This window comes from Arthrobacter sp. Soil764, assembly GCF_001428075.1.
Classification (GTDB): Bacteria; Actinomycetota; Actinomycetes; order Actinomycetales; family Micrococcaceae; genus Arthrobacter.
Genome location: NZ_LMSI01000001.1, coordinates 80,181 through 99,998 on the forward strand (window position 1 = coordinate 80,181; position 19,818 = coordinate 99,998).

15 protein-coding genes are annotated in these 19,818 nt (G+C 65.7%); 10 read left to right on the forward strand and 5 right to left on the reverse strand.

Annotated elements, in window-relative coordinates:
* The first annotated feature begins 11 nt into the window (after positions 1 to 11).
* From ASG86_RS00355 to ASG86_RS00370, 4 genes are read left to right on the forward strand one after another with little or no spacing between them, the layout of a single operon-like run.
* Positions 12 to 974, forward strand: a complete 963-nt coding sequence (locus ASG86_RS00355) for an NAD-dependent epimerase/dehydratase family protein (RefSeq protein ID WP_056328655.1) — start codon at positions 12 to 14, stop codon at positions 972 to 974.
* On the forward strand, positions 971 to 1,876 hold the full coding sequence (locus tag ASG86_RS00360; protein WP_056328659.1) for a 5-dehydro-4-deoxyglucarate dehydratase: 906 nt from the start codon (positions 971 to 973) through the stop codon (positions 1,874 to 1,876). The genes ASG86_RS00355 and ASG86_RS00360 overlap by 4 nt, the downstream gene beginning before the upstream one ends.
* On the forward strand, positions 1,876 to 2,985 hold the full coding sequence (locus tag ASG86_RS00365; RefSeq protein ID WP_056328662.1) for a mandelate racemase/muconate lactonizing enzyme family protein: 1,110 nt from the start codon (positions 1,876 to 1,878) through the stop codon (positions 2,983 to 2,985). Before ASG86_RS00360 ends, ASG86_RS00365 begins: the two co-directional genes overlap by 1 nt.
* Before the next feature lie 28 nt (positions 2,986 to 3,013).
* A complete protein-coding gene (locus ASG86_RS00370; RefSeq protein ID WP_056328664.1) occupies positions 3,014 to 4,465 on the forward strand; it encodes an aldehyde dehydrogenase (NADP(+)) in 1,452 nt (483 codons plus the stop codon).
* A 118-nt stretch (positions 4,466 to 4,583) separates the two neighbouring features.
* Here ASG86_RS00370 and ASG86_RS00375 read toward each other — a convergent pair whose 3' ends face one another.
* Genes ASG86_RS00375 through ASG86_RS00390 form a run of 4 tightly spaced genes read right to left on the reverse strand, consistent with a single transcriptional unit; the run spans position 4,584 to position 10,292 of the window.
* Positions 4,584 to 5,699: a M24 family metallopeptidase gene (locus tag ASG86_RS00375; protein ID WP_056328666.1), complete on the reverse strand. Its 1,116-nt coding sequence runs from the start codon at positions 5,697 to 5,699 to the stop codon at positions 4,584 to 4,586.
* Positions 5,696 to 7,741, reverse strand: coding sequence for a DUF6807 family protein (locus ASG86_RS00380; RefSeq protein ID WP_056328669.1), 2,046 nt, complete (start codon positions 7,739 to 7,741; stop codon positions 5,696 to 5,698). Before ASG86_RS00380 ends, ASG86_RS00375 begins: the two co-directional genes overlap by 4 nt.
* A 49-nt stretch (positions 7,742 to 7,790) precedes the next feature.
* Entirely contained in the window at positions 7,791 to 8,942 is a 1,152-nt protein-coding gene (locus ASG86_RS00385) for an acetylxylan esterase (RefSeq protein WP_056328672.1), read from the reverse strand.
* 54 nt (positions 8,943 to 8,996) lie between these two features.
* Positions 8,997 to 10,292: an ABC transporter substrate-binding protein gene (locus ASG86_RS00390; RefSeq protein ID WP_235565030.1), complete on the reverse strand. Its 1,296-nt coding sequence runs from the start codon at positions 10,290 to 10,292 to the stop codon at positions 8,997 to 8,999.
* 344 nt (positions 10,293 to 10,636) lie between these two features.
* On the opposite strand from ASG86_RS00390, the gene ASG86_RS00400 reads away from it, so the two are divergent.
* The 3 genes from ASG86_RS00400 to ASG86_RS00410 all read left to right on the forward strand — a co-directional run bounded on the left by ASG86_RS00400 (position 10,637) and on the right by ASG86_RS00410 (position 14,137).
* Positions 10,637 to 11,581: a carbohydrate ABC transporter permease gene (locus ASG86_RS00400; RefSeq protein WP_056328680.1), complete on the forward strand. Its 945-nt coding sequence runs from the start codon at positions 10,637 to 10,639 to the stop codon at positions 11,579 to 11,581.
* Positions 11,571 to 12,515, forward strand: a complete 945-nt coding sequence (locus ASG86_RS00405; RefSeq protein WP_056328683.1) for a carbohydrate ABC transporter permease — start codon at positions 11,571 to 11,573, stop codon at positions 12,513 to 12,515. Before ASG86_RS00400 ends, ASG86_RS00405 begins: the two co-directional genes overlap by 11 nt.
* A gap of 248 nt (positions 12,516 to 12,763) precedes the next feature.
* Positions 12,764 to 14,137 carry an ABC transporter substrate-binding protein gene (locus ASG86_RS00410; protein ID WP_056328685.1) on the forward strand — a complete coding sequence of 458 codons (1,374 nt, stop codon included), beginning with the start codon at positions 12,764 to 12,766 and terminating at the stop codon, positions 14,135 to 14,137.
* A gap of 274 nt (positions 14,138 to 14,411) precedes the next feature.
* Here ASG86_RS00410 and ASG86_RS00415 read toward each other — a convergent pair whose 3' ends face one another.
* Positions 14,412 to 16,427, reverse strand: a complete 2,016-nt coding sequence (locus tag ASG86_RS00415) for a beta-galactosidase (RefSeq protein WP_056328688.1) — start codon at positions 16,425 to 16,427, stop codon at positions 14,412 to 14,414.
* 175 nt (positions 16,428 to 16,602) lie between these two features.
* Between ASG86_RS00415 and ASG86_RS00420 the strand changes: the two genes are divergently transcribed.
* Genes ASG86_RS00420 through ASG86_RS00430 form a run of 3 tightly spaced genes read left to right on the forward strand, consistent with a single transcriptional unit; the run spans position 16,603 to position 19,809 of the window.
* Positions 16,603 to 17,892 (forward strand): ABC transporter substrate-binding protein, encoded by a 1,290-nt coding sequence (locus ASG86_RS00420; RefSeq protein WP_056328690.1) that lies wholly within the window; start codon positions 16,603 to 16,605, stop codon positions 17,890 to 17,892.
* A 49-nt stretch (positions 17,893 to 17,941) separates the two neighbouring features.
* Positions 17,942 to 18,895, forward strand: coding sequence for a carbohydrate ABC transporter permease (locus ASG86_RS00425; protein WP_056328693.1), 954 nt, complete (start codon positions 17,942 to 17,944; stop codon positions 18,893 to 18,895).
* Complete coding sequence (locus ASG86_RS00430; protein WP_056328696.1) at positions 18,892 to 19,809, forward strand: carbohydrate ABC transporter permease; 918 nt, start codon at positions 18,892 to 18,894, stop codon at positions 19,807 to 19,809. Before ASG86_RS00425 ends, ASG86_RS00430 begins: the two co-directional genes overlap by 4 nt.
* The last annotated feature ends 9 nt before the right edge of the window (positions 19,810 to 19,818 follow it).

Here is a 19,818-nt window from a genome sequence, read left to right on the forward strand (position 1 = left end):
AGGAAAAACCCATGAGCAGGATATTCGTTACCGGCGGCTCCGGCCGCCTCGGCCGCAGCGTGGTGGCGGGGCTCGCGGAAGCGGGCCACGACGTAGTCTCGGTTGACCGCGACGCCGTTCCCGCCGAACTCCTGCCGGACGGCGTCGTCCAGGAAACGGCGGACCTCCTGGCGCCGGGTGAGGCGCTTCGCCTCCTTCGGCACGCACAGCCCGACGCCGTCATCCACCTTGCGGCGATCGCGGTACCGTTCAGCGCGCCGGAGGACGTCATTTTCAGCACGAACACCCGGCTCGCCTTCGCCGTGATCAGCGCCGCGACGGGGCTGGGGATCGGAAAAATCGTCACCGCCAGCAGCCCCACGGTCCTGGGTTACGGCTGCCCGGCGGGGTGGCTGCCGCCGTCGTTCCCGCTCGATGAGCGCACCCCGCCCAAGCCCTGGAACGCCTACGCACTGTCCAAGCTCATTGCCGAACAGACGGTGCAGATGTTCGCCGCGGCGCAGGGGGAGAAGATCCGGTACGCGGCGTTCCGTCCGTGCTTCGTCATCTCGCCGGAGGAATGGGAAGGCGCTCCCACCCAGCAGGGACACACCCTTGCCGAACGCCTGGCCGATCCCGCCCTCTCAGCACCGGCGCTCTTCAACTATGTGGACGCCCGGGACGTGGCGGACTTCCTGGACCTGCTGCTGCAGAAAATGGAAGACATTCCCAACGGGGAAACTTTCTTCGTGGGTGCGCCTGATGCACTGGCCACCGCCCCCCTGGCGGAGTTGATGCCGAAATTCCTGCCGGGAAGCGAAGCGCTCAGCGCCGGCCTGACCGGAACCAGTCCCGCGTTCTCGATTGCCAAAGCCCGGGAACTTCTGGGGTGGCAGCCCAAGCGCACTTGGCGGACCGAGCTCAAGTCATATCCAACCCTCAACGACGAGGCCTCCGCGCTGGTTACCGCCGGCGGAGGCAAGGAGACATCATGAAATTCGACGGCGTACTCTTCTTCCCCGTCACGCCGTTCACAGCCGAAGGCGCTGTTGACGTGGAACTGCTCAAGGAACACATCAGCTCCCGGCTGCCCTTTGGGCCCGGCGGCGTCTTCCCCGCGTGCGGCACCGGCGAATTCCACGCCCTCAGCATCGAGGAGGTCCGCACCGTGGTGCGTGCCGCCGTCGACGTTGTTGCCGGCCAGGTCCCCGTGGTGGCCGGCGCGGGCGGCCCCCTGGGCCACGCCCTTGCCGCCGCCCGGGCTGCTGAGGAAGCGGGAGCTGACGCGCTCCTGGTGCTGCCGCCATACCTGGTCACCGGCCCCACGGACGGCCTGGTGGCCTACATCGAGGCCGTGGCCAACGCCAGCAGCCTGCCGGTCATCGTGTATCACCGCGGCAATGCCAGGTTCACTGCCGCCTCAATGGCCAAGCTCGCGGCCAACCCCAAGGTCATCGGGTTCAAGGACGGTCTGGGCGACGTGGGCCTCGCCCAGGAAATCGTGTCCGCCGTCAAGGCCACCGGGCGGAAGGACTTTGCCTTCTTCAACGGGCTGCTCACCGCCGAACTGACGCAGGGCGCCTACCGCGGCCTGGGCATCCCGCTCTACTCCTCGGCCGCGTTCGCCATGGCCCCCGAGATCGCCAAGGCCTACTACGACGCCTACGTTTCCGGGGACGAGGAACGCCGCAACGCCCTCCTCGAGGGCTTCTACGCACCCCTGGTTCGCCTGCGCGACCAGACCCCCGGCTTCGGCGTTTCCCTGATCAAGGCCGGCCTGCGGCTGGGCGGACTGCCGGTGGGCCCGGTCCGGCCGCCACTGGTCGATCCTACGGAGGAACAGCTCGTGGAGCTCAAAGCCATCTTGGCCAAGGGCTACGAGCTGGCCGGGCGCTGATGAGCGCACCCGCGGCCGAAGCCGTCCGCACTGTTCCGCGCATCACCGGCCTGTCCACGCGGCTCCTCACCGTTCCGCTGCGCCGCAGCTGGGGAGTGGAGGCGCCGGAGAACCACGTGATTGCCACGGAGGTCCACACGGACGACGGCGGGACGGGCTTCGGTTTCTCCTGGACGCCCACCATCGGTCCCCAGGCCGTCAAGGCGCTGCTTGACCACGACATCGCACCTTTCGTCACGGGGCTTGCCGCCACTCCCGAGGCCGTGTGGGATGTGCTCTGGAAGCGGCTGCACGAGGCGGGCGGCGGAGGCCTCACCACCATCGCCATGGCAGGGGTGGACCTGGCACTCTGGGACCTGCAGGCCCGCCGCGCCGGCACGTCGGTCACCGGCCTGCTGGGCCAGCGGCAGGAATCGGCCGAGGTGTACGGCTCGGGGGTGAACCTGCACTACACCCTGGACGAGCTGGTGGCGCAGGCCGAACGCTGGGTTGCCGCCGGCCACCAGGCGGTGAAGATCAAGGTGGGAAAACCGGACATCCGCGAGGACCGCGAACGCGTAGCCGCCGTCCGCTCCGTCCTGGGCCCGGACCGCAGGCTCATGATCGACGCCAACCAGCGGTGGGACCTGCCCACCACCTTCCGGGCCCTGGACGTCCTGGCCGAATTCGGGCTGGAATGGCTGGAGGAACCCATCCGCGCGGACGATCTCTGGGCCTACCGCCGGCTCCGGAAGCATTCGCCCGTGCCCATCGCCCTTGGCGAAAACCTGCACACCATCTACCGGTTCCGCGATTTCATTGAGGCGGAGGCGGTGGACATCATCCAGCCCAACATCATCCGGGTGGGCGGGATTACCCCGTTCCGGCGGATTGTTGAACTGGCGAGGACCAACAGCATGAAAGTCATGCCGCACCTGCTGCCGGAACTGTCCGGGCAACTGGCCCTGACCCTGGCCGAACCCACCATGGTGGAGGACGTCGAAGAGGCGTCCTTCGAGCAGCTGGGAATTTTGGCCGGGCCGTCACCGGTGCGGTTCACCAACAGCAGGGTGGCCCTGGCGGACCAGCCCGGACTGGGCTTCCGTTTCCGGGACACGCTGCAACCATGAATTTCCATACGACGAACGGGTACCTGACGTGACAACTGCAACGCTTTCCCTGACCGAGCTCACCGCTGCGGCCACAGCAGCGGCCAGGATCTCGGCCGCAGCTTCCGATGCTGAACGCGCCGGCTGGCTGAACGCCGTGGCGGACGCCCTGGACGCCAACGCTGCCGAACTGGTGGAGATCGCCGATGCCGAGACCAGCCTGGGCGCCGCACGCCTGACGGGCGAGGTGGCCCGCACCACCGGCCAACTGCGCCTGTTCGCCCGCGTGATCACCGAGGGCTCCTACCTTGAGGCCATCATTGACCACGCCGATCCAGCTGCCACCCCGCCCAGGCCGGACCTCCGCAGGATCCTCAAGCCCATCGGCCCCGTTGCCGTCTTCTCCGCGTCCAACTTCCCGTTCGCCTTCTCGGTGGCAGGCGGTGACACGGCCTCGGCCCTCGCCGTCGGCTGTTCAGTGATCGTCAAAGCACACTCAGGCCACCTTCGGCTTTCGGAGCGGACGGCGGAGATCGTGGCGGAGGCGCTCCGCGGCGCCGGTGCACCGGAAGGGCTGTTCGCCCTGGTCCACGGCCGCGAAGTGGGAACGGCCCTGGTCCAGGACCCCGCCGTCAAGGCCGTGGGCTTCACCGGGTCCATCCCCGGCGGCCGGGCCCTGTTCGACCTCGCCACCTCCCGCCCCGACCCCATCCCCTTCTACGGGGAACTGGGCAGCCTGAATCCCGTGGTCATCACCGCTGCGGCGCTGCAGGCGCGTTCCACTGAACTCGCCGCCGGACTGGCCGGCTCCTTCACCCTTGGTGCGGGCCAGTTCTGCACCAAGCCGGGCCTGGTGTTCATCCCTGCCGGAACTCAGTTTGCGGCGGAAGTGGCAGAGGCGAGCAAGGACAAGCCGGCCCTGGGCATGCTGACCACCCGGATCGCGGAAGCCTACCCGGACGGCCTGCGCGCCTTTGCGTCGGTGGACGGTGTGGACGTGGTCAGCGGCACCGTGGACCAGGACGCGGCGGCGGATGGCGCGGCGCCGGTGGTGTTCTCCACCACCGCCGCCAAGGTGCTGGAACGCCCGGAGCAGCTGCTGGAGGAATGCTTTGGCCCCACCACCATCCTGATCGAATACACGGACCAGGACGAACTGTCCGCTGTCCTGGCCAAGGTCCCGGGCAGCCTGACTGCCACCCTGCACGCGCAGCCCGGGGAGGACATCGCAGGCCTGGCGGAGCAGCTGTCCGGACTCGCAGGACGCCTCCTCTTTGAAGGCTGGCCCACGGGCGTCGCCGTCAACTGGGCCCAGCAGCACGGCGGCCCCTACCCGGCCACCACCTCGCTCTTCACCTCGGTGGGCGCGACGGCGGTCCGCCGGTTCCAGCGCCCCGTGGCCTACCAGGACGCCCCCGAGGCAGTGCTGCACCCGGCCCTGCGCGAGGACAACCCCCTGGGCATCCCGCGCCGCGTGGACGGTGAACTGCAGCTTCCGTAGCAACGCCCGCTCAGATGATGTGCATTTAATCGAAACGCCCGCTCAGTTGTGGCTGCTAATGCGGCCATAACTGAGCGGGCGTTTCGCGTTTTGCTGCAGTATCTGAGCGGGCGTCTCTTTAGAGCTGCAGGGTCACCGGCCGGTCCAGCCCGTTCACGGTAACCACCGGCCAGCGCCGGTCCACCGTGAGGACGCGAAGTCCGGAGTCCGTGAGCTGCACGGTGTCTTCGATCTTGACGCCGGGGCCCGAGGGGTTCCAGGTGAACGCCTGATCCAGCACCACCGTGTCGGTCACCTCGGAGGTCACCCGGGGATCCCGGCCCGCGTAACCGGCGGGACCGCCCTGGTGGTGCTGTTCCCACTGGTCAGCCCCGAAACCGTGCCGCGCATAGGCTGCCTGGATCTCGGCGAAGATCCGGTCCAGCCGGGCACCGGGAACTGTTGCATCAAAGATGTCTGCCTCCACTGCTGCGATGCGGGCCTCGGCGTCGCGCTCTTCGGGGGTGCCGGCGTCGAACCGTACCCACCGGGTGATGTTGGCAACCAGGCCGTCCCGGCGGGCACATACGACGGCCATGGCGCGGCGGCCGAGCGGGGAATGCGTGGCCAGGGGGTGCCGGAAAGTGCTGCGGGAACTGCCGTTGCACAGGAGCACCAGCGGTTCCGCGCCGGCAGCCACCACCCGTGCGGCCAGCGCAGAAACCAGCTCGAACTCCGTGGTGTCCGGGCGGGCGGCGGACAGGACATCGGTCATGATCCCGGCCAGTTCCGCGCTGAGCATGGAATAGCGGGCACTTTCGGCCGGGAGGAGCTGCTGGCGGGCGGCGCGCAGCTGCGCCGTGACGTCCGCTTCCGCCAGCGGCGGCCGGGAGCCGTTCCCGACGGCGGCAGCGGCCTGGTGCAGGTTCCCGTACCAGGGCACGGTGTGCAGGTTGACTCCGGCCGGCAGTTCCTCGGCGGCGATCCTGCCGGCTTCATTGTTGAACGTGACCAGGTGGTCGCCGTCGCGGTCCACCAGCAGGGCGGCGATGGGATCGCCCGCCAGGCTGATGTGGACCCGGCTGCCGTCCAGGTACCAGGTCAGGGCGGTGTTCGTGGTGAGGAGCAGGGAGTCCTGCCCGGCCCCGTCCAGGATGTCCAGCACACGCCGGCGCTTGATGGCCCGGTCCGTCCTTGATCCCGGCGCCAGGCGTGCTTCCCGACGGGAAACGGCTGAGGTTGTTGTTTGGGTCATGACGGGTCCCCCTGCTGGTTGATCAGATCTTCGATGTCGGGTGTGGACAGGATTCCGTCGGCCACAAAAACGGTGATGCTCCGGCGCACTGGGCTGCCCGGCCGGGCAATCACGGGGGTGTCCCACGCCATTGACTGGCCTACGCCCGGGTAGCCCTCGACCCGGACAAACCAGGGGTCAGTGGAGTCTTCCGGGGCAACGAACACCAAGGTGGCGGGCCCGCTGTCGAACTGTCCTGACCAGGCGAGCCAGCGCGTGGTGCTGCCGTGGGTCTGTGACTCGCCGGTGCCGGCGGGCGTCCAGACTGCCGCGTCTTTGCAGTGGGGCAGGCGCCAGAAGAAGCCACCGTATCCGCCCTCGAAGCGGCCGTTCGATCCCGGGCTTCCCAGGCTGACGGGCTTGTCACCCGCGGGGGACAGCGCGAAGTCGAGGGACAGACGCCAGATGGAGGGCGCGACGCCGGACCATGCCCAGGAGCGTTCCTCCACAAGGACGGGGGCGCCGTCCGGGCCGTTCCAGCTGAGGGTCTCCTGGAGCCGGCCCTCCCGGCCGTCCACGGCGTCATTCTGTTCGGCCGTGGTGCCGGTGCTGGCGATGCTGCCGTGGTCCGGGCGCCAGACGTACTGACCGGCCTCGCGGGTATACGTGCGCCCGCCCCAGAAATTCACTCCATCCACGTCCTGCAGCGCTACCCCGACGCCCAGGTGCCACCCGTGGTCCAGCGGTTGGTGGTCCGTCACCACGGTTCCAGCCAGGGTCCGGACCGGGTGCAGGTAAGGGCGGGGGGAGGAGACCGCGCGGATATGGCTGCCGTCGTGGTAGTCCGCCACTGGATGGCTGTCGAGGGTGAGGGTGCGGGCGGGCGGAAGGGCGCGGGCCCAGGGGGCTCCGAGCTCGGCGAAGGTTGCCTGCGCTTTGACGGCGCGGGCCATCAGGTCGGTGATGCCCTGGACCACGGGATGCGCGTCGTCGCCCCCGCCCTCCCACGAAATGTATTGTCCGTCAATGGGGGCCGGCGCGGGAGAGGTCCGGATCGCTTCCAGCACGGCGGTGAACGCGCCGGTGTCCTCCAGTGCGCAGAGCAGGGGAGCCCCGGTGGCCCGGGCCTCAAGCAGGTTCTCCAGCAGGTCCGTGCGCGCGTATGTCTCCCGGCGCTCGCCGTCGGGGGCGGTGATCACCACCTCGTCCCGCGTGTAGGAGAGCGTGATATCGCCCAGGGTCCCGTGCACGGTGACGGTGGGGTCCAGCTGTTCGGGGGCGCAGAGCGTGAGGGCGCACAGCAGCGTGGTTCCCTGGGCGGTGCGGACCCGGAGCACCGAGGTGTCATCGCTTTCGGTCTGGTTGGCCCGATACAGGTCCGTCTCCACGGAGGCGACGTCGGCGAGGGTCCGTGCGCCCGCCAGGGACAGTCCCGTGGCAACGGCGTGGGCCAGCGCATTGGTGGCAACGCCATCCACCACATCCACGCCATCCAGGCTGCGCTTTCCTGCCCAGCGTGAGCGCTTGAAATATGCCTGGGTCCTGAGCCACTGGCCGGTGGCGCTGATGCCCAGGACGGTGCCGATCTCCCCGGCAGCCACCGTGTCCCTGATGGCGGGCAGGGCATGGGACCCAAGGCTCTGGAAGCCCACCTGGACCAAGCGGCCATTCTCCCGGGCCGCGGCGAGCACCTGCTCGAACTGGGCCAGGGACGCCACGGGCGGCTTTTCCACGTAGACGTCCATCCCGGCGGCCAGGGCGGCGATGGCCAGCGGGGCATGCGTCTGGATAGGTGTGGCAATGATGACGACGTCGACGCCCGGCTGTGCGGCCAGCAGTCCTTTCAGGTCGGGGAAGACGGCCACCGAAGCGGCCAGGCTGCCGGGCTGCGGCGGGTTGGGATCGGCGACGGCCACCAGTTCCAGGGCGCCCGCCTGTTCAAGCCGAGACAGGTTGGCAAGATGCCGCTCGCCGAAGCCATGCACGCCCACCAGGGCCACCCGCGGGACGGCCGTCGGTGCTGTCTGCTGGTGCGTGGATTCCGCCGAATGCTGTGTGGTCACGTGGGTCCTTGGGAGCAGTTGTAAGACTTGGGAGCAGTTGTAGAACGGGTCAGAATGCCAGCGTCTTGGCCAGGAAATCAAGGGCTTCGTCCTGCATGGCCGCGGTGAAAACGTGCCCGCCGGGCCGGAAGCTGCCCGTGTACCGGCCACTGCCGGCATGCAGGGATTCCAGGATCCGGTGCGCCTGGCGCATCCCGTCCTCCGGAAAGAGCTCGTCGGCCAGGGCGTACTGCACCAGGAACCGGGCGTCTGCTGCGCGGGTTGTGAGTTCCGGCCAGTCGCCCAGCTTCCACAGTCCGGGGGTCTGCAGCAGCCACGAATGGGCGTCCAGATAGGCAGGGAAAAGGGATTCGAACGTGGTCATCATGCAGGTCACCACCGCTGCCCGGATACGCGGACTGAGGACCGAGAGGGCGAGTGAGCGGCCGCCGCCGCCGGAGAAGCCGATGCAGCCCAGCCTGTCCTGGTCCACGTCCGGCAGGGCTGCCAGGATATCGAGTGCCGCAAGGTCGTCATGCGCCACCATGCCGGCAAGGCTGGTGCCCAGGAGGCCGGCGGCTTTGGCAACAGTGTCCTCGTGGAAGCCCGCCGCGGCGTTGTACTGGTCGGCATCGGAGGGTACGACGCCGTCCTCCCGCCACTGCGCCTGCCTCGCCGCTGTCGCCGAGGCTGTCCGCCATGGGGGAGTTGAAAGGTCGAATTTGCGGCTTCCCCAGCCGAACGTGTCATGGGCCAGGACCGCGAAGCCGCGCCGTGCGATGTCAGTGGCCAGGGCGCGGCCATCGTAGTGGCCGGCGCGGGCGGCCGCCGCCGACGGGTGGGTATCCGGTAATTCCACCAGCCGGTCGGCCCCGCCGAACTTGTTTCCGCCATGGCAGTGCAGGGCCAGGATCCCAGGGAGGGGTCCCTTGCTTCCGGCCGGCCGGACCAGCCAGCCCGTTGTCCGCGGCCCGAAGCCCAACTGCCAGCTGAGCTGGGAGGTGGTGGCGCCGTCGTACGTCTCCTCCCAGTGCACCGTCACTGCGGGGAGTGCCCCTCCGCCCGGGACACCCAAGGCGTCCGAGAACTCCTGGGCGGCCGGGGTGGACGCCTCGTGGCGTGGATGCTCACGGACGTAGGCAGGCCAGTCCTCATAGCCGGCGATGGCGCTGGGCCGAACCGCCGGGACATTTGCTGCTCTGGTCCTTGCTGCGGAGGTCACTGTGCCTGCCTCCTTCCGTTGGTGATGCTGGAGCTAACAGTGCGGATGGTCTGGTCAGCCGAGGTTTTGGTTGACCTCGGAGATCAGGCCCTTGGCTGCGTCCTGCGGGGAAATCTTTCCGAAGAGTACATCCGTGTTGTAAAGGTTCAATACTTCCATGGTGGCCGAAGATCCTGCCGGGAACGGCTTGGGGGCCTGGACCTTCAGGGCAGCGATGCGGTCCAGGTATGCCGCTTCCTTCTGCTGGGTTTCCTTCAGTAGGGGAGTGATCCCCGCCTTCAGTTCGGTGTTGGCGGGCATGCCCCGGTCACTCTTGATCTTGGCGGCCGCGTCCATGTTGTTGACCAGGTAATTGATGAACAGGGCCGCTTCCTTGGGCTGGGAGGACTTGGAGGAGATGGCGTACTCCATGGAGGAGCGCAGCCAGGCGCCGGCCTGCTTGCTTTCGCCGGGCAGCTTGGCCATGACCAGGGGTGCGCCGGAGTAGGACGTCATCTGGTTGCTCCAGGAGATCTTCATGCCCTGCTTTCCCTGTCCCATCAGGGTCATTTCCGGCTGCGCGGAGCCGTCCTCCACGGTCTGTGATGCGGAAGGGGCGCCGCCGGTATCCATCAGCTTCTTGTTCAGCTCGAACCACCGTGCCAGGGTGTCCTCGCTGATGCCCATCTTCTTTCCGTCATCCGTGTAGAGGGCCTCGCCGTTCTGGCGTGCCCACACGGCAAGGAAGGAGTCGTTGGACATGGGCGTGGTGCCGAAGGTTCCGGCCGGGGATTTTTGGGTGATCTCGGCCGCGATCCTGGCGTAGTCGTCCCAGGTCCAGGTCTCGTCATCCGGCATCGCCACACCCGCAGCCTGGAACACCTTGGGGTCCAGGACCATGGACATGGAGTTGACGCCTGCAGTGATGGTGTACTGCTTGCCGTTGATCTTGCCCAGGTCCACGGTTCCCTCCGCGAACTTCGAGGTGTCGATCTGGTCCTTGACCTTGTCCAGGTCCAGCAGTACTCCGCGGCTGGCGTACTCGCTGGGGTAGGCGCCGCTCATGGCTATGACGTCCGGCGTGGTTCCGCCGGCGATCTGGGTGGCCATCTTGTCCCAGTAGGAGCTGTATTCGGTGTTTTCGCCCTGGACCCTAATGGTGGGGTTGGCGGCTTCGAAGGCTTTGATAACCTCCATGGTGGTTTTCGCCCTTGAATCATTGCCCCACCAGGCGAAGCGGATGGTGACAGGGTCTTCAGCCGTTCCCACCTTTGCGGCCTGCTGGCTGCTGCCGCAACCTGTCAGTGCCAAGGTGAGTGCGGCAACAACGCCGGTAACGCCCATGACGGATTTCTTGAGACCAAACTTCATTGGTTGTGCCCCTCGGCTTGTTGGTTTGGGGTGGCGTGACGCCGGTAACAGAAAGCGTTTTCTCAAAAACTAACAAAGGGCTATACAGGAGTCAAGAAAGCGTTTACTTTGGTACGGAGCCGCAATTTCAAACGGCACTTCCGGCCCCGGATCCTGCACCCCCGCAAGGCGGCAGCAGAACTTGTGCGGGAAGCGCCCGATCCCCCATCGCCTGGCGATGACCGCAACGTGGAGGCCACGATGACCAAAGGAGACCACATGGCCGCAAAACACCTCTCCAGGACGCTGCGTCCGGCCCCGGCGCCGGCCGCAGTGCCCCTGGCCCCCCGGACGGAGCAGCTCCTGTGAGCGCCATCAGCGAACTCAGCTCCATTACCCGGAAGAAGGGCAAGGCCACCCCGGAGGAGAAGAAAGCGAACAGGCGGGACAACAAGGCTGCCTACATCTTCCTGCTGCCGTGGCTGGTGGGCCTGGTGGCCATCACCATCGGACCAATGCTGATGTCCCTTTACCTTTCCTTCACGGACTACAACCTGCTCCAGCCCCCGGAATGGACCGGGCTGGACAACTTCACCCGGATGCTCAGTGACGCCCGGCTGCACAACTCGCTGCGGGTCACGTTCACCTATGTCTTTGTCGGTGTGCCGCTGCAGCTCGCCGTGGCGCTGCTCATTGCGCTCGTCCTGGACAAGGGCCTTCGCGGCCTGCCGTTCTACCGCTCGGTGTTCTACCTGCCGTCCCTCCTGGGCGGCTCGGTTGCCGTTGCCATCCTCTGGAAGCAGATCTTCGGCACCACCGGCCTGGTGAATCAGGTCCTGGCCATGTTCGGCATCCAGGGGCCGGGGTGGATCTCAGACCCCGGCACCGCATTGGGATCGATCATCCTGCTGCACGTCTGGACCTTCGGCGCCCCGATGATCATCTTCCTGGCAGGCCTGCGGCAAATCCCCACCATGTACTACGAGGCTGCAAAAGTGGACGGCGCCACCACCCTTCAGCAGTTCTGGCGGATCACCATGCCGATGCTGAGCCCGATCATCTTCTTCAACCTGGTGCTGCAGATCATCGGTTCCTTCCAGTCGTTCACCCAGGCGTTCATCGTCTCGGGCGGCAACGGCGGGCCTTCAGACTCCACGATGTTCTTCACGCTGTACCTCTACCAAAAGGGCTTCGGCCAGTTCGACATGGGCTACGCATCAGCCATGGCGTGGGTGCTGCTGCTCATCATCGGCGTGTTCACCGCCATCAACTTCATCGCTTCTAAGTATTGGGTTTTCTATGACGACTAAGCTTGAGACGCTGCCCACCCCGGAGAAGAAGTCCGAGGGCGCCGGCAAGCCTACCGACCGCAAGCGCAGGGTCCGCGAGTCCCGTGGAACGCTGGCCTTCAGCCGGGCCCAGCGCGGTAAATCGCTCATGAAGCATGGCATCCTGATCCTGGCCGGCGGGTTGATGATCTACCCGCTCCTGTGGATGGTGGTGTCCTCCCTGCGTCCCAACGAGCTGATCTTCCGTGAGCCGGGCCTCTGGCTCAACAGCCTGGAAATGAGCAATTACACCTCCGGCTGGTCAGCGCTGACGCACCCCTTTGGCCACTACATGCTGAACTCGGCCATCGTGGTGATCGGTTCCATCCTGGGGAACCTGGTTTCCTGCTCCATGGCGGCCTACGCCTTCGCCCGGCTGCAGTTCACCGGCAAGAAGCTGTTCTTCGGCATCATGCTGCTGACCATCATGCTGCCGTTCCATGTGGTCATCGTTCCGCAGTACATCCTGTTCTCGCAGATCGGCTGGGTGAATACCTTCTGGCCGCTGCTGGTGCCCAAACTGCTGGCCACGGACGCGTTCTTCGTGTTCCTCATGGTGCAGTTCATCCGCGGCATTCCGCGCGAACTTGATGAAGCGGCGCGCATCGACGGCGCCGGCCATCCGCGGATCTTCCTGCGGGTCATCCTGCCGCTGATGGTGCCGGCCCTGGCCACCACCACCATCTTCACGTTCATCTGGACCTGGAACGACTTCTTCGGCGCCCTGATCTACCTCACGGATCCGGACATGTTCACCGTTCCGGTGGCACTGCGGGCCTTCGTGGACTCACAGTCGGCTACCAGCTGGGGTTCGCTGTTCGCCATGTCCATCGTGTCCCTGCTGCCGGTGTTCCTGGTGTTCCTCTTCGGCCAGCGGTTCCTCATCAAGGGCATCGCCACCACCGGCATCAAATAAGCGGCGGCATGCCCTAACCGGGCGCAAACCCCCAATGATGAACGGCCCGTCCCCGTGGCGGGCCGTTCGTCGTGGTGGCCCCAAACAACCGCTCAATTTTCATGGCAGCACCATCTTGTAATACAAGTAAGTCACTTGTAGTCTTAGTATCAGAAAGCGCTTTCACAGCTTTCGGCCAGACTTCTGCTGGCGTCAGCCGCCCTCCCCACAACAACCCGCACCTGGATCAACGAAGATCGGAGTACACAGTGCCGCTTTTTCCCCGTCCTGCGTCTGCTGCCAAGCAGTCTGCAGGGGCACCCGCATCAGGCACCAGCCGCCCGCCCCGCATTGGCCGAACCCGTAAAGCCGGCGCTGTTGCCGCCGCAGTCGCCGCCGTCATGGCGCTTAGCGCCTGTGGCGGGGGAGCAGCCCCGCAGAACGCCGACGGGACTGTGGAGCTTCGTTTCTCCTGGTGGGGCGGCGACAAGCGCGCCCAGCTGACCCAGGAGGCCATCAAGCAGTTCGAAGCCGAAAACCCCAAGATCAAGGTCAAGCCCGAGTTCGGCGACTGGAGCGGTTACTGGGACAAGCTGGCCACCCAGGTGGCGGCCAATGATGCCCCGGACATCATCCAGATGGACGAGAAGTACATCACGGAGTACTCCAGCCGCGGTGCCCTTCTGGACCTGTCCAAGTACGAGATCGACACCTCCAAGCTGGACGAAGCGGCGCTGAACGCCGGCAAGGGCGAGAAGGGGCTGACCGGGATCGCCGCAGGCATCAACGCCGCCACCATCCTGGCCAACCCCGCCGTTTTCCAGGCTGCCGGAGTGCCGCTCCCGGACGACTCCAAGTGGACATGGGACGACTTTGGCCGGATCGCCGCAGAGATCACCGCCAAGTCGCCCAAGGGAACCTATGGCGCGGCAGCCTACGGAACCGATGAGGCTTCCCTGGGGGTTTGGCTCCGGCAGAACGGCAAATCGCTGTACACCTCCGATGGCAAGCTGGGCTTCGAGCCGGGCGACATCGCCGAGTGGTGGGCCTTCCTGAAGCAGCTGAGCCAGAAGAAGGCGGTGCCGTCCGCGTCCGAGGTGGTGGAAGCCGAGGCTGCACCGCTTGACCAGAGCGGCTTGGCCACGGGCAAGAACGGTATGGCCTTCTGGTGGTCCAACCAGGCTCCGGCCCTCGAAAAGGCAAGCGGCGGGGACCTGAAGATCCTGCGGTTCCCCACCAAGACCGGCTCTGCTGATGATGCGGGCCTTTGGTACAAGGCCTCGCAGTTCTGGTCCGCCTCCTCGCGCACCAAGCACCCGCAGGAAACGGCCAAGTTCATCAACTTCCTGACCAACAACGTCAAAGCAGGAGAGGCCCTCCTCGCCGACCGCGGTGTGTACCCCAACTCCGAGGTGCGGGCCGCGATCCAGCCGAAGCTGACCCCGGCCGACGTCAAGGTGGTCACCTTCATTGACCAGATCAAGGATGAGCTCGGCGAGGCGCCGGCGCCGCCGCCGAAGGGTGCAGGAGCCATCCAGGAAATCATCAAGCGGTACACCTCGGAAGTCCTGTTCGAACGGCTGTCTCCAGAGGACGCAGGCAAGAAAGCGACCGATGAGATGAAGTCCGCCATCAGCAAATAGTCTTCACCCCGCCAACACGGCTCCGGGCGGTCTGTATGGTGCCTCCTCATCACAGACGTCCGACGGCGGGTGGCAGCTCTGCCCCGGAAGGAACCACTGGTTCCTTCCGGGGCAGAGCTGTTTAAGGGGGGCCCTCCGAAACGGGGCACTTTGACACGGACTCGCCGGCCGCCGTCGTGATTTGTGCAGAAGGCGTGCCCAAAGTGCCCCGGGACGGATGGGGAAGGAGGCACCAAGGGCGGTGCCGCCCCCGGACTCTTGTGGAGCAGGGTGCCTATGCCTCCGCAATAACCGCTACGCCGCCCGCGGGAACGGTGCCGGAGAATGTTTCGCCGGCCAGCAGGTCGGTGCCGGCGGCAGACACTGAAGCGTCCGAACGGGTGTGGTTGATCGCGAACAGATAGCTCTGCCCGTCTGAGGAAAACCGGCGCACCAGCTCCACCCCGGGATCGGCGGCGGCAACAGGGGAGACGCCGGACTCGGCCAGTAACTTGTCCAAGACAGCTTCAATCCCGTCCGGATCGGGGAAGGTGGCCAGATACCAGGCGGCGCCGTTGCCCACAGCGTGCCGGGTGAGGGAGGGGACGCCCTCCAGCGGGTACCCGGTAAAGAACTGCACCGCCTCCGCACCGGCCAGGTGGACGTGCTCGCTCCAGATCGAAGACACCGTGCCGTCGCTCAGCTTCAACCGGGAACCGGCAAGGAGGGGGTGGAACTCCTCAACCCGCACCCCCAAAAGATCCCGGAAGGCGCCGGGATAGCCGCCCAGCCGCACACGGTCCTTTTCGTCCACAATGCCGCTGAAGTAGCTGACCAGCACCGAGGCGCCGGCCGAGGCGGCTGCGGCAATGTTGGCTGCGGCATCATCAGTCACGGAGTACAGCGTGCACACGAGGACCAGGTCATACCCCTCCAGTGAAGCGGAAGGATGAACCAGGTCCACGGAAATCCCGCGGAGGAACAATGCTCGGTGGAAGGCGCGCAGGAGGTCCAGGTACTTCACGTCGATGCTCGGCTTGGAGTCGATTTCGGCGGCCCACCATGCCTCGTAGTCAAAGACAATCGCGGCGCGGGACTGGACCCGCGAACCGCGCACAGGCTCGAGCCGTTTCAGCGCAGCACCGAGCTCCACCACCTCACGCCACACGCGCGTCTCGCGGCCGCCGTGCGGCACCATGGCCGAATGGAATTTCTCGGACCCGGCAAAGCTCTGCCGCCACTGGAAGAACATCACGGCGTCCGTCCCACGGGCCACGTGCGCCAGCGAATTGCGCAGCATCTCACCCGGCATCTTGGGCTGGTTGCGCGGCTGCCAGTTGACGGCCGACGTCGAATGTTCCATCAGGATCCACGGGTCGCCGCCCGCAATGCCCCGGGTGAGGTCGGCGCTGAACGCGAGTTCGATCTGCCGTTCGGGATCGGCGGCCACCAGGTAGTGGTCGTTGGCGATGACGTCCAGGTCCTTGGCCCAGTCGAAGTAGTCCATGGACTTGGTGGCACTGGACGCCATCAGGTTGGTGGTGCAGGGGATGTCCGGGGTCACCTCGCGCAGGACGGCCACGAGTTCGCGGTAGTAGTCCATCAGCGCCCAGGAGTTGAACCGCTGGAAGTCCAGCTGCTGCCCCGGGTTGAGGGTGGACGGCGCAACGGAGGGCGGCAGGATTTCGTCAAAGGAGCCGTAGTTCTGGGACCAGAATGCCGTGCCCCAGGAGGCGTTGAGCGCATCGATGCTCCCGTACCGGCGTTCCAGCCAGGCCCGGAAGGCGGCGGCGTCCTCGTCCCCGTAGAACTCGGAGACGTGGCACCCCAGTTCGTTGTCCACGTGCCACAGCGCCAGGGCCGGATGGTCCTTGTACCGTTCCGCGAGGGCGCGCGTGATCCCCGCGGCATAGCGGCGGTAAACGGCCGACGACGGCGTGTAGTGCCGCCGCGAGCCCGGCCCCAGCACGGTTCCGTCGGCCGTGACCGGCAGGATCTCCGGATGCTTGCGGGCCAGCCATGCGGGGGGAGCGGCGGTGGCGGTGGCCAGGGCCACCTTCACCCCGATGCCGGCCAGGTTGTCCATCACCTCGTCCAGCCAGCCGAAGTCGTAGTGCCCCTCGGAGGGTTCCAGCAGCGCCCAGGAGAAGATCCCCACGCTGAGGAAGTTCACCCCCGCTTCCCGCATGAGCTCCAGGTCCTCCAGGCGGACACTGGTTGGCCACTGCTCGGGGTTGTAGTCGCCACCGAAACCGATGCCCTGGACCTTGGTCCAAACGCTGGCTGGCGTGGTGGTTTCCTGCTCTGTCATGGGACTCCTTTGTCTGTTTGGGGCAGAAACTCGATCTGACATCAGACCTTTGGAAAACGCTTGCCCAAATCTGGGAATGCGGATATTGTATCGTTTCAGAAGCCGTGTAAGCCAGCTCACTACTCATGTTGTAGGCAGAGAAAAGGCAAAGCACCCATCGAGCAAGGAGGCTCCCGTGATCAACAGAAGGCATTTCCTCACTACCGTGGCCATCGGCACCGCATCTGCCGCAGCCCTGTCGGCCTGCGGCAACGGATCCAGCTCTTCCGGCCAGACCGGATCCGCTGATAAGCCCGTCACCATCAACTACACCTGGTGGGGCAACGACGACCGCGCCGAGCGCACCCGCAAAGCCATCGCCCTCTTCGAATCGAAGAACCCTGACATCAAGGTCAACGGCAACTTCACGGACTTTGCCGGCTACTGGCAGAAGCGTGCCACCGAGGCTGCCGGCGGCGGCCTGCCGGACGTCATGCAGTGGGACCTGTCCTACCTGCGCGACTACGGCCAGCGCAACCAGCTCCTTGACCTGGGCACCGTGAAGATCAACACTGACGCGTTCGAGAAGTCACTCCTGCCGTCGGGCCAGATCAAGGGAAAGCAGTACGGCATCCCCACGAGCACCAACGCCTTCGCCGTCTACTATGACCCGGCCAAGCTCTCATCGCTGGGCATTGCGGAGCCCACAGGCAAGTGGACGTACAAGGAATTCAACGAGTTCCTGACCCAGGTGGGGGCCAAGAGCAACGGTGCCCTCTACGGCGGCACCGACTACACGGGCGTCTGGTGGATGTTCAACATCTGGCTGCGCCAGAACAAGATCCAGGCCTTCACCTCCGAAGGCAAGCTGGGCTTCAGCAAGGACGACCTGAAGAAGTGGTGGAACCTGACCGCAAACCTGCGGGGCACCGGTACCATCATCCCCGAGGACCGCGTGACCCAGCTGGCCCCGAAGTCGCCGTTCGGCTCCAACGCCACTGCCACCGAAGTCACCTGGGACAACTTCATGGCCGGCTACCTGGGGGACAGCGGGGCCAAGGAACTCAAGCTTGTCCCGGTTCCCTCGGATGATCCGGACAACCTGGGCCTGTTCCTCAAGCCCTCCATGCTGATGGTGGCCAGCGCCAAGACCAAGTTCAAGGACGCCGCCGCACGGTTCATCGACTTCATGGTTAACGACCCCGAGGTGGGCCAGATCTTCAAGACCTCCCGCGGCGTCCCCGCCTCCAAGACCCAGCGCGACGGCACCACCTTCGAGGGCACCGACAAGCTCGTGGTGGATTACGAGAAGTCCATTGAGAAGTACCTCAAGGACGCCCCCGAGCCGCCCATCGTCGGGTTCGGCACTCTCGAAGCCTCCTTCAAGCGCATCGCTTCGGACCTGAACTACGGCAAGCTCACCATCGACGGTGCAGCAGACGCCTGGTTCAAGGAAGCCGAAGACCTCATCAAGCAGAACGCCTGATAGGCACCATGCCCTCCCATCCAGGTTCCACGACTGACGGAATGAACTCGTGACTCAAAGCCCAACTCTGAGCAGGCGTTCGGCGTCGTCCACGCCCCCGCTGCCGCGCAAATCGCGGCAGCGGGGCACGGACGCCCGTGCCGGCTACACCTTCCTGCTGCCTTGGCTGCTGGGATTCATTGCCCTCACGGTTGGGCCGATGATCTCCTCGCTCTACCTGTCCTTCACCAACTACAACCTGTTCGAGCCGCCCAAGTGGATCGGCCTGGACAACTACACCACCCTGTTCCAGGACGAACGCTTCCTGCAGTCGGTGGGCGTGACCGTGGGCTACGTGGTCTTCGGTACGCCACTGAAGCTCGCAGCCGCGCTCGCGGTGGCCATGCTGCTCAACAGCAAGCGCCGCGGCCAGGGCTTCTACCGCTCCGCCTTCTACGCACCCTCCCTGATCGGTGCCTCCGTCTCCATCGCCATTGTCTGGAAGGCCATGTTCGGCGATTCCGGCCCGGTGGACCAGGGCCTGTCCTTCTTCGGGATCAACCTTGGCGGCTGGGTGGGCAATCCGGCCATGACCATGCCCATGTTCATCCTGCTGACGGTGTGGCAGTTCGGCGCCCCGATGGTGATCTTCCTGGCCGGCCTCAAGCAGATCCCCGGCGAACTGTACGAGGCAGCGTCGATGGACGGCGCCGGCCCGGTGCGGAAGTTCTTCAACATCACCTGGCCCATGCTCTCCCCGGTGATCTTCTTCAACCTGCTGATGGAAACCATCCACGCATTCCAGATCTTCGCGTCGGCCTACATCATTTCCAACGGTGAAGGCGGCCCCGCCGGCTCCACCCTCTTCTACACCCTTTACCTGTACCTGCGGGGCTTCAGCGATTTCCGGATGGGCTACGCTTCGGCCATGGCCTGGCTGCTGGTGATCGTGGTGGGCATCATCACCCTGATCTTCTTCCGCACGTCCAAGTCCTGGGTCCACTACAGCGGTGATTCACGATGACAACCATGGCAACACCCACCCAGTCCACCCCCGACTCCGCCGCCCCGGCCTACAACCCGAAATCCGAATCCACCGGGACCAAGCGGGCCAAGAGCGTCATCTTCCACATCGTGGCCCTCGCCCTGACCGCCATCGTGCTCTACCCCGGCCTGTGGATGATCGCGTCGTCCTTCAAGCCCAACTCAGAAATCGGCGGCCAGAACACGTCGCTGTGGTCCAACAACTTCAGCTTCGACAACTTCGTCACCGCGATGGACGGGATCGGCGGGGTGTCTACCCTGCAGTTCTTCACCAACTCATTGATCCTGGCCATCGGCGCGGTGGTGGGGACCGTCCTGTCGGCGAGCGTGTCGGCATACGCGTTCGCCCGGATCAACTTCCCCGGCCGCAGCGTCTTCTTCGGCATGATGATCGCCACCCTGCTGCTGCCCTTCCACGTGGTGATCATCCCGCAGTACATCGTGTTCCAGCAGCTGGGCCTGGTGGACACCTATGTGCCGCTGCTGATCGGCAAGTTCCTGGCGGCGGACGCGTTCTTCGTCTTCCTCATGGTCCAGTTCATGCGCGGACTGCCCGCGGAGCTGGATGAGGCGGCGAGGATCGATGGCGCCGGACACGCACGGATTTTTGGTTCCATCATGCTGCCGCTGATGAAGCCGGCCCTGATCTCCACCTCGATCTTCTCCTTCATCTGGAGCTGGAACGACTTCCTGGGCCCGCTGCTGTACCTGAACACCCCTGACAAGTACCCGCTGCCGCTGGCCCTGCGGCTCTTCGTGGACCAGACCCAGTCCTCGGACTACGGCGCCATGATCGCCATGTCCGTCCTGGCCCTGCTGCCCGTGCTGATCTTCTTCCTGATCTTCCAGCGGTACATTGTTGAAGGCGTCTCCACCCAGGGCCTCAAGGGCTAGCGGAAACGA

Bases quoted from the DNA above. Each gene is read 5' to 3' on its own strand.
- ASG86_RS00415 (WP_056328688.1), bottom strand. From the start codon at position 16,427: ATGACAGAGCAGGAAACCACCACGCCAGCCAGCGTTTGGACCAAGGTC.
- ASG86_RS00375 (WP_056328666.1), bottom strand. From the start codon at position 5,699: ATGACCCAAACAACAACCTCAGCCGTTTCCCGTCGGGAAGCACGCCTG.
- ASG86_RS00355 (WP_056328655.1), top strand. From the start codon at position 12: ATGAGCAGGATATTCGTTACCGGCGGCTCCGGCCGCCTCGGCCGCAGC.
- ASG86_RS00360 (WP_056328659.1), top strand. From the start codon at position 971: ATGAAATTCGACGGCGTACTCTTCTTCCCCGTCACGCCGTTCACAGCC.
- ASG86_RS00365 (WP_056328662.1), top strand. From the start codon at position 1,876: ATGAGCGCACCCGCGGCCGAAGCCGTCCGCACTGTTCCGCGCATCACC.
- ASG86_RS00405 (WP_056328683.1), top strand. From the start codon at position 11,571: ATGACGACTAAGCTTGAGACGCTGCCCACCCCGGAGAAGAAGTCCGAG.
- ASG86_RS00430 (WP_056328696.1), top strand. From the start codon at position 18,892: ATGACAACCATGGCAACACCCACCCAGTCCACCCCCGACTCCGCCGCC.
- ASG86_RS00390 (WP_235565030.1), bottom strand. From the start codon at position 10,292: ATGAAGTTTGGTCTCAAGAAATCCGTCATGGGCGTTACCGGCGTTGTT.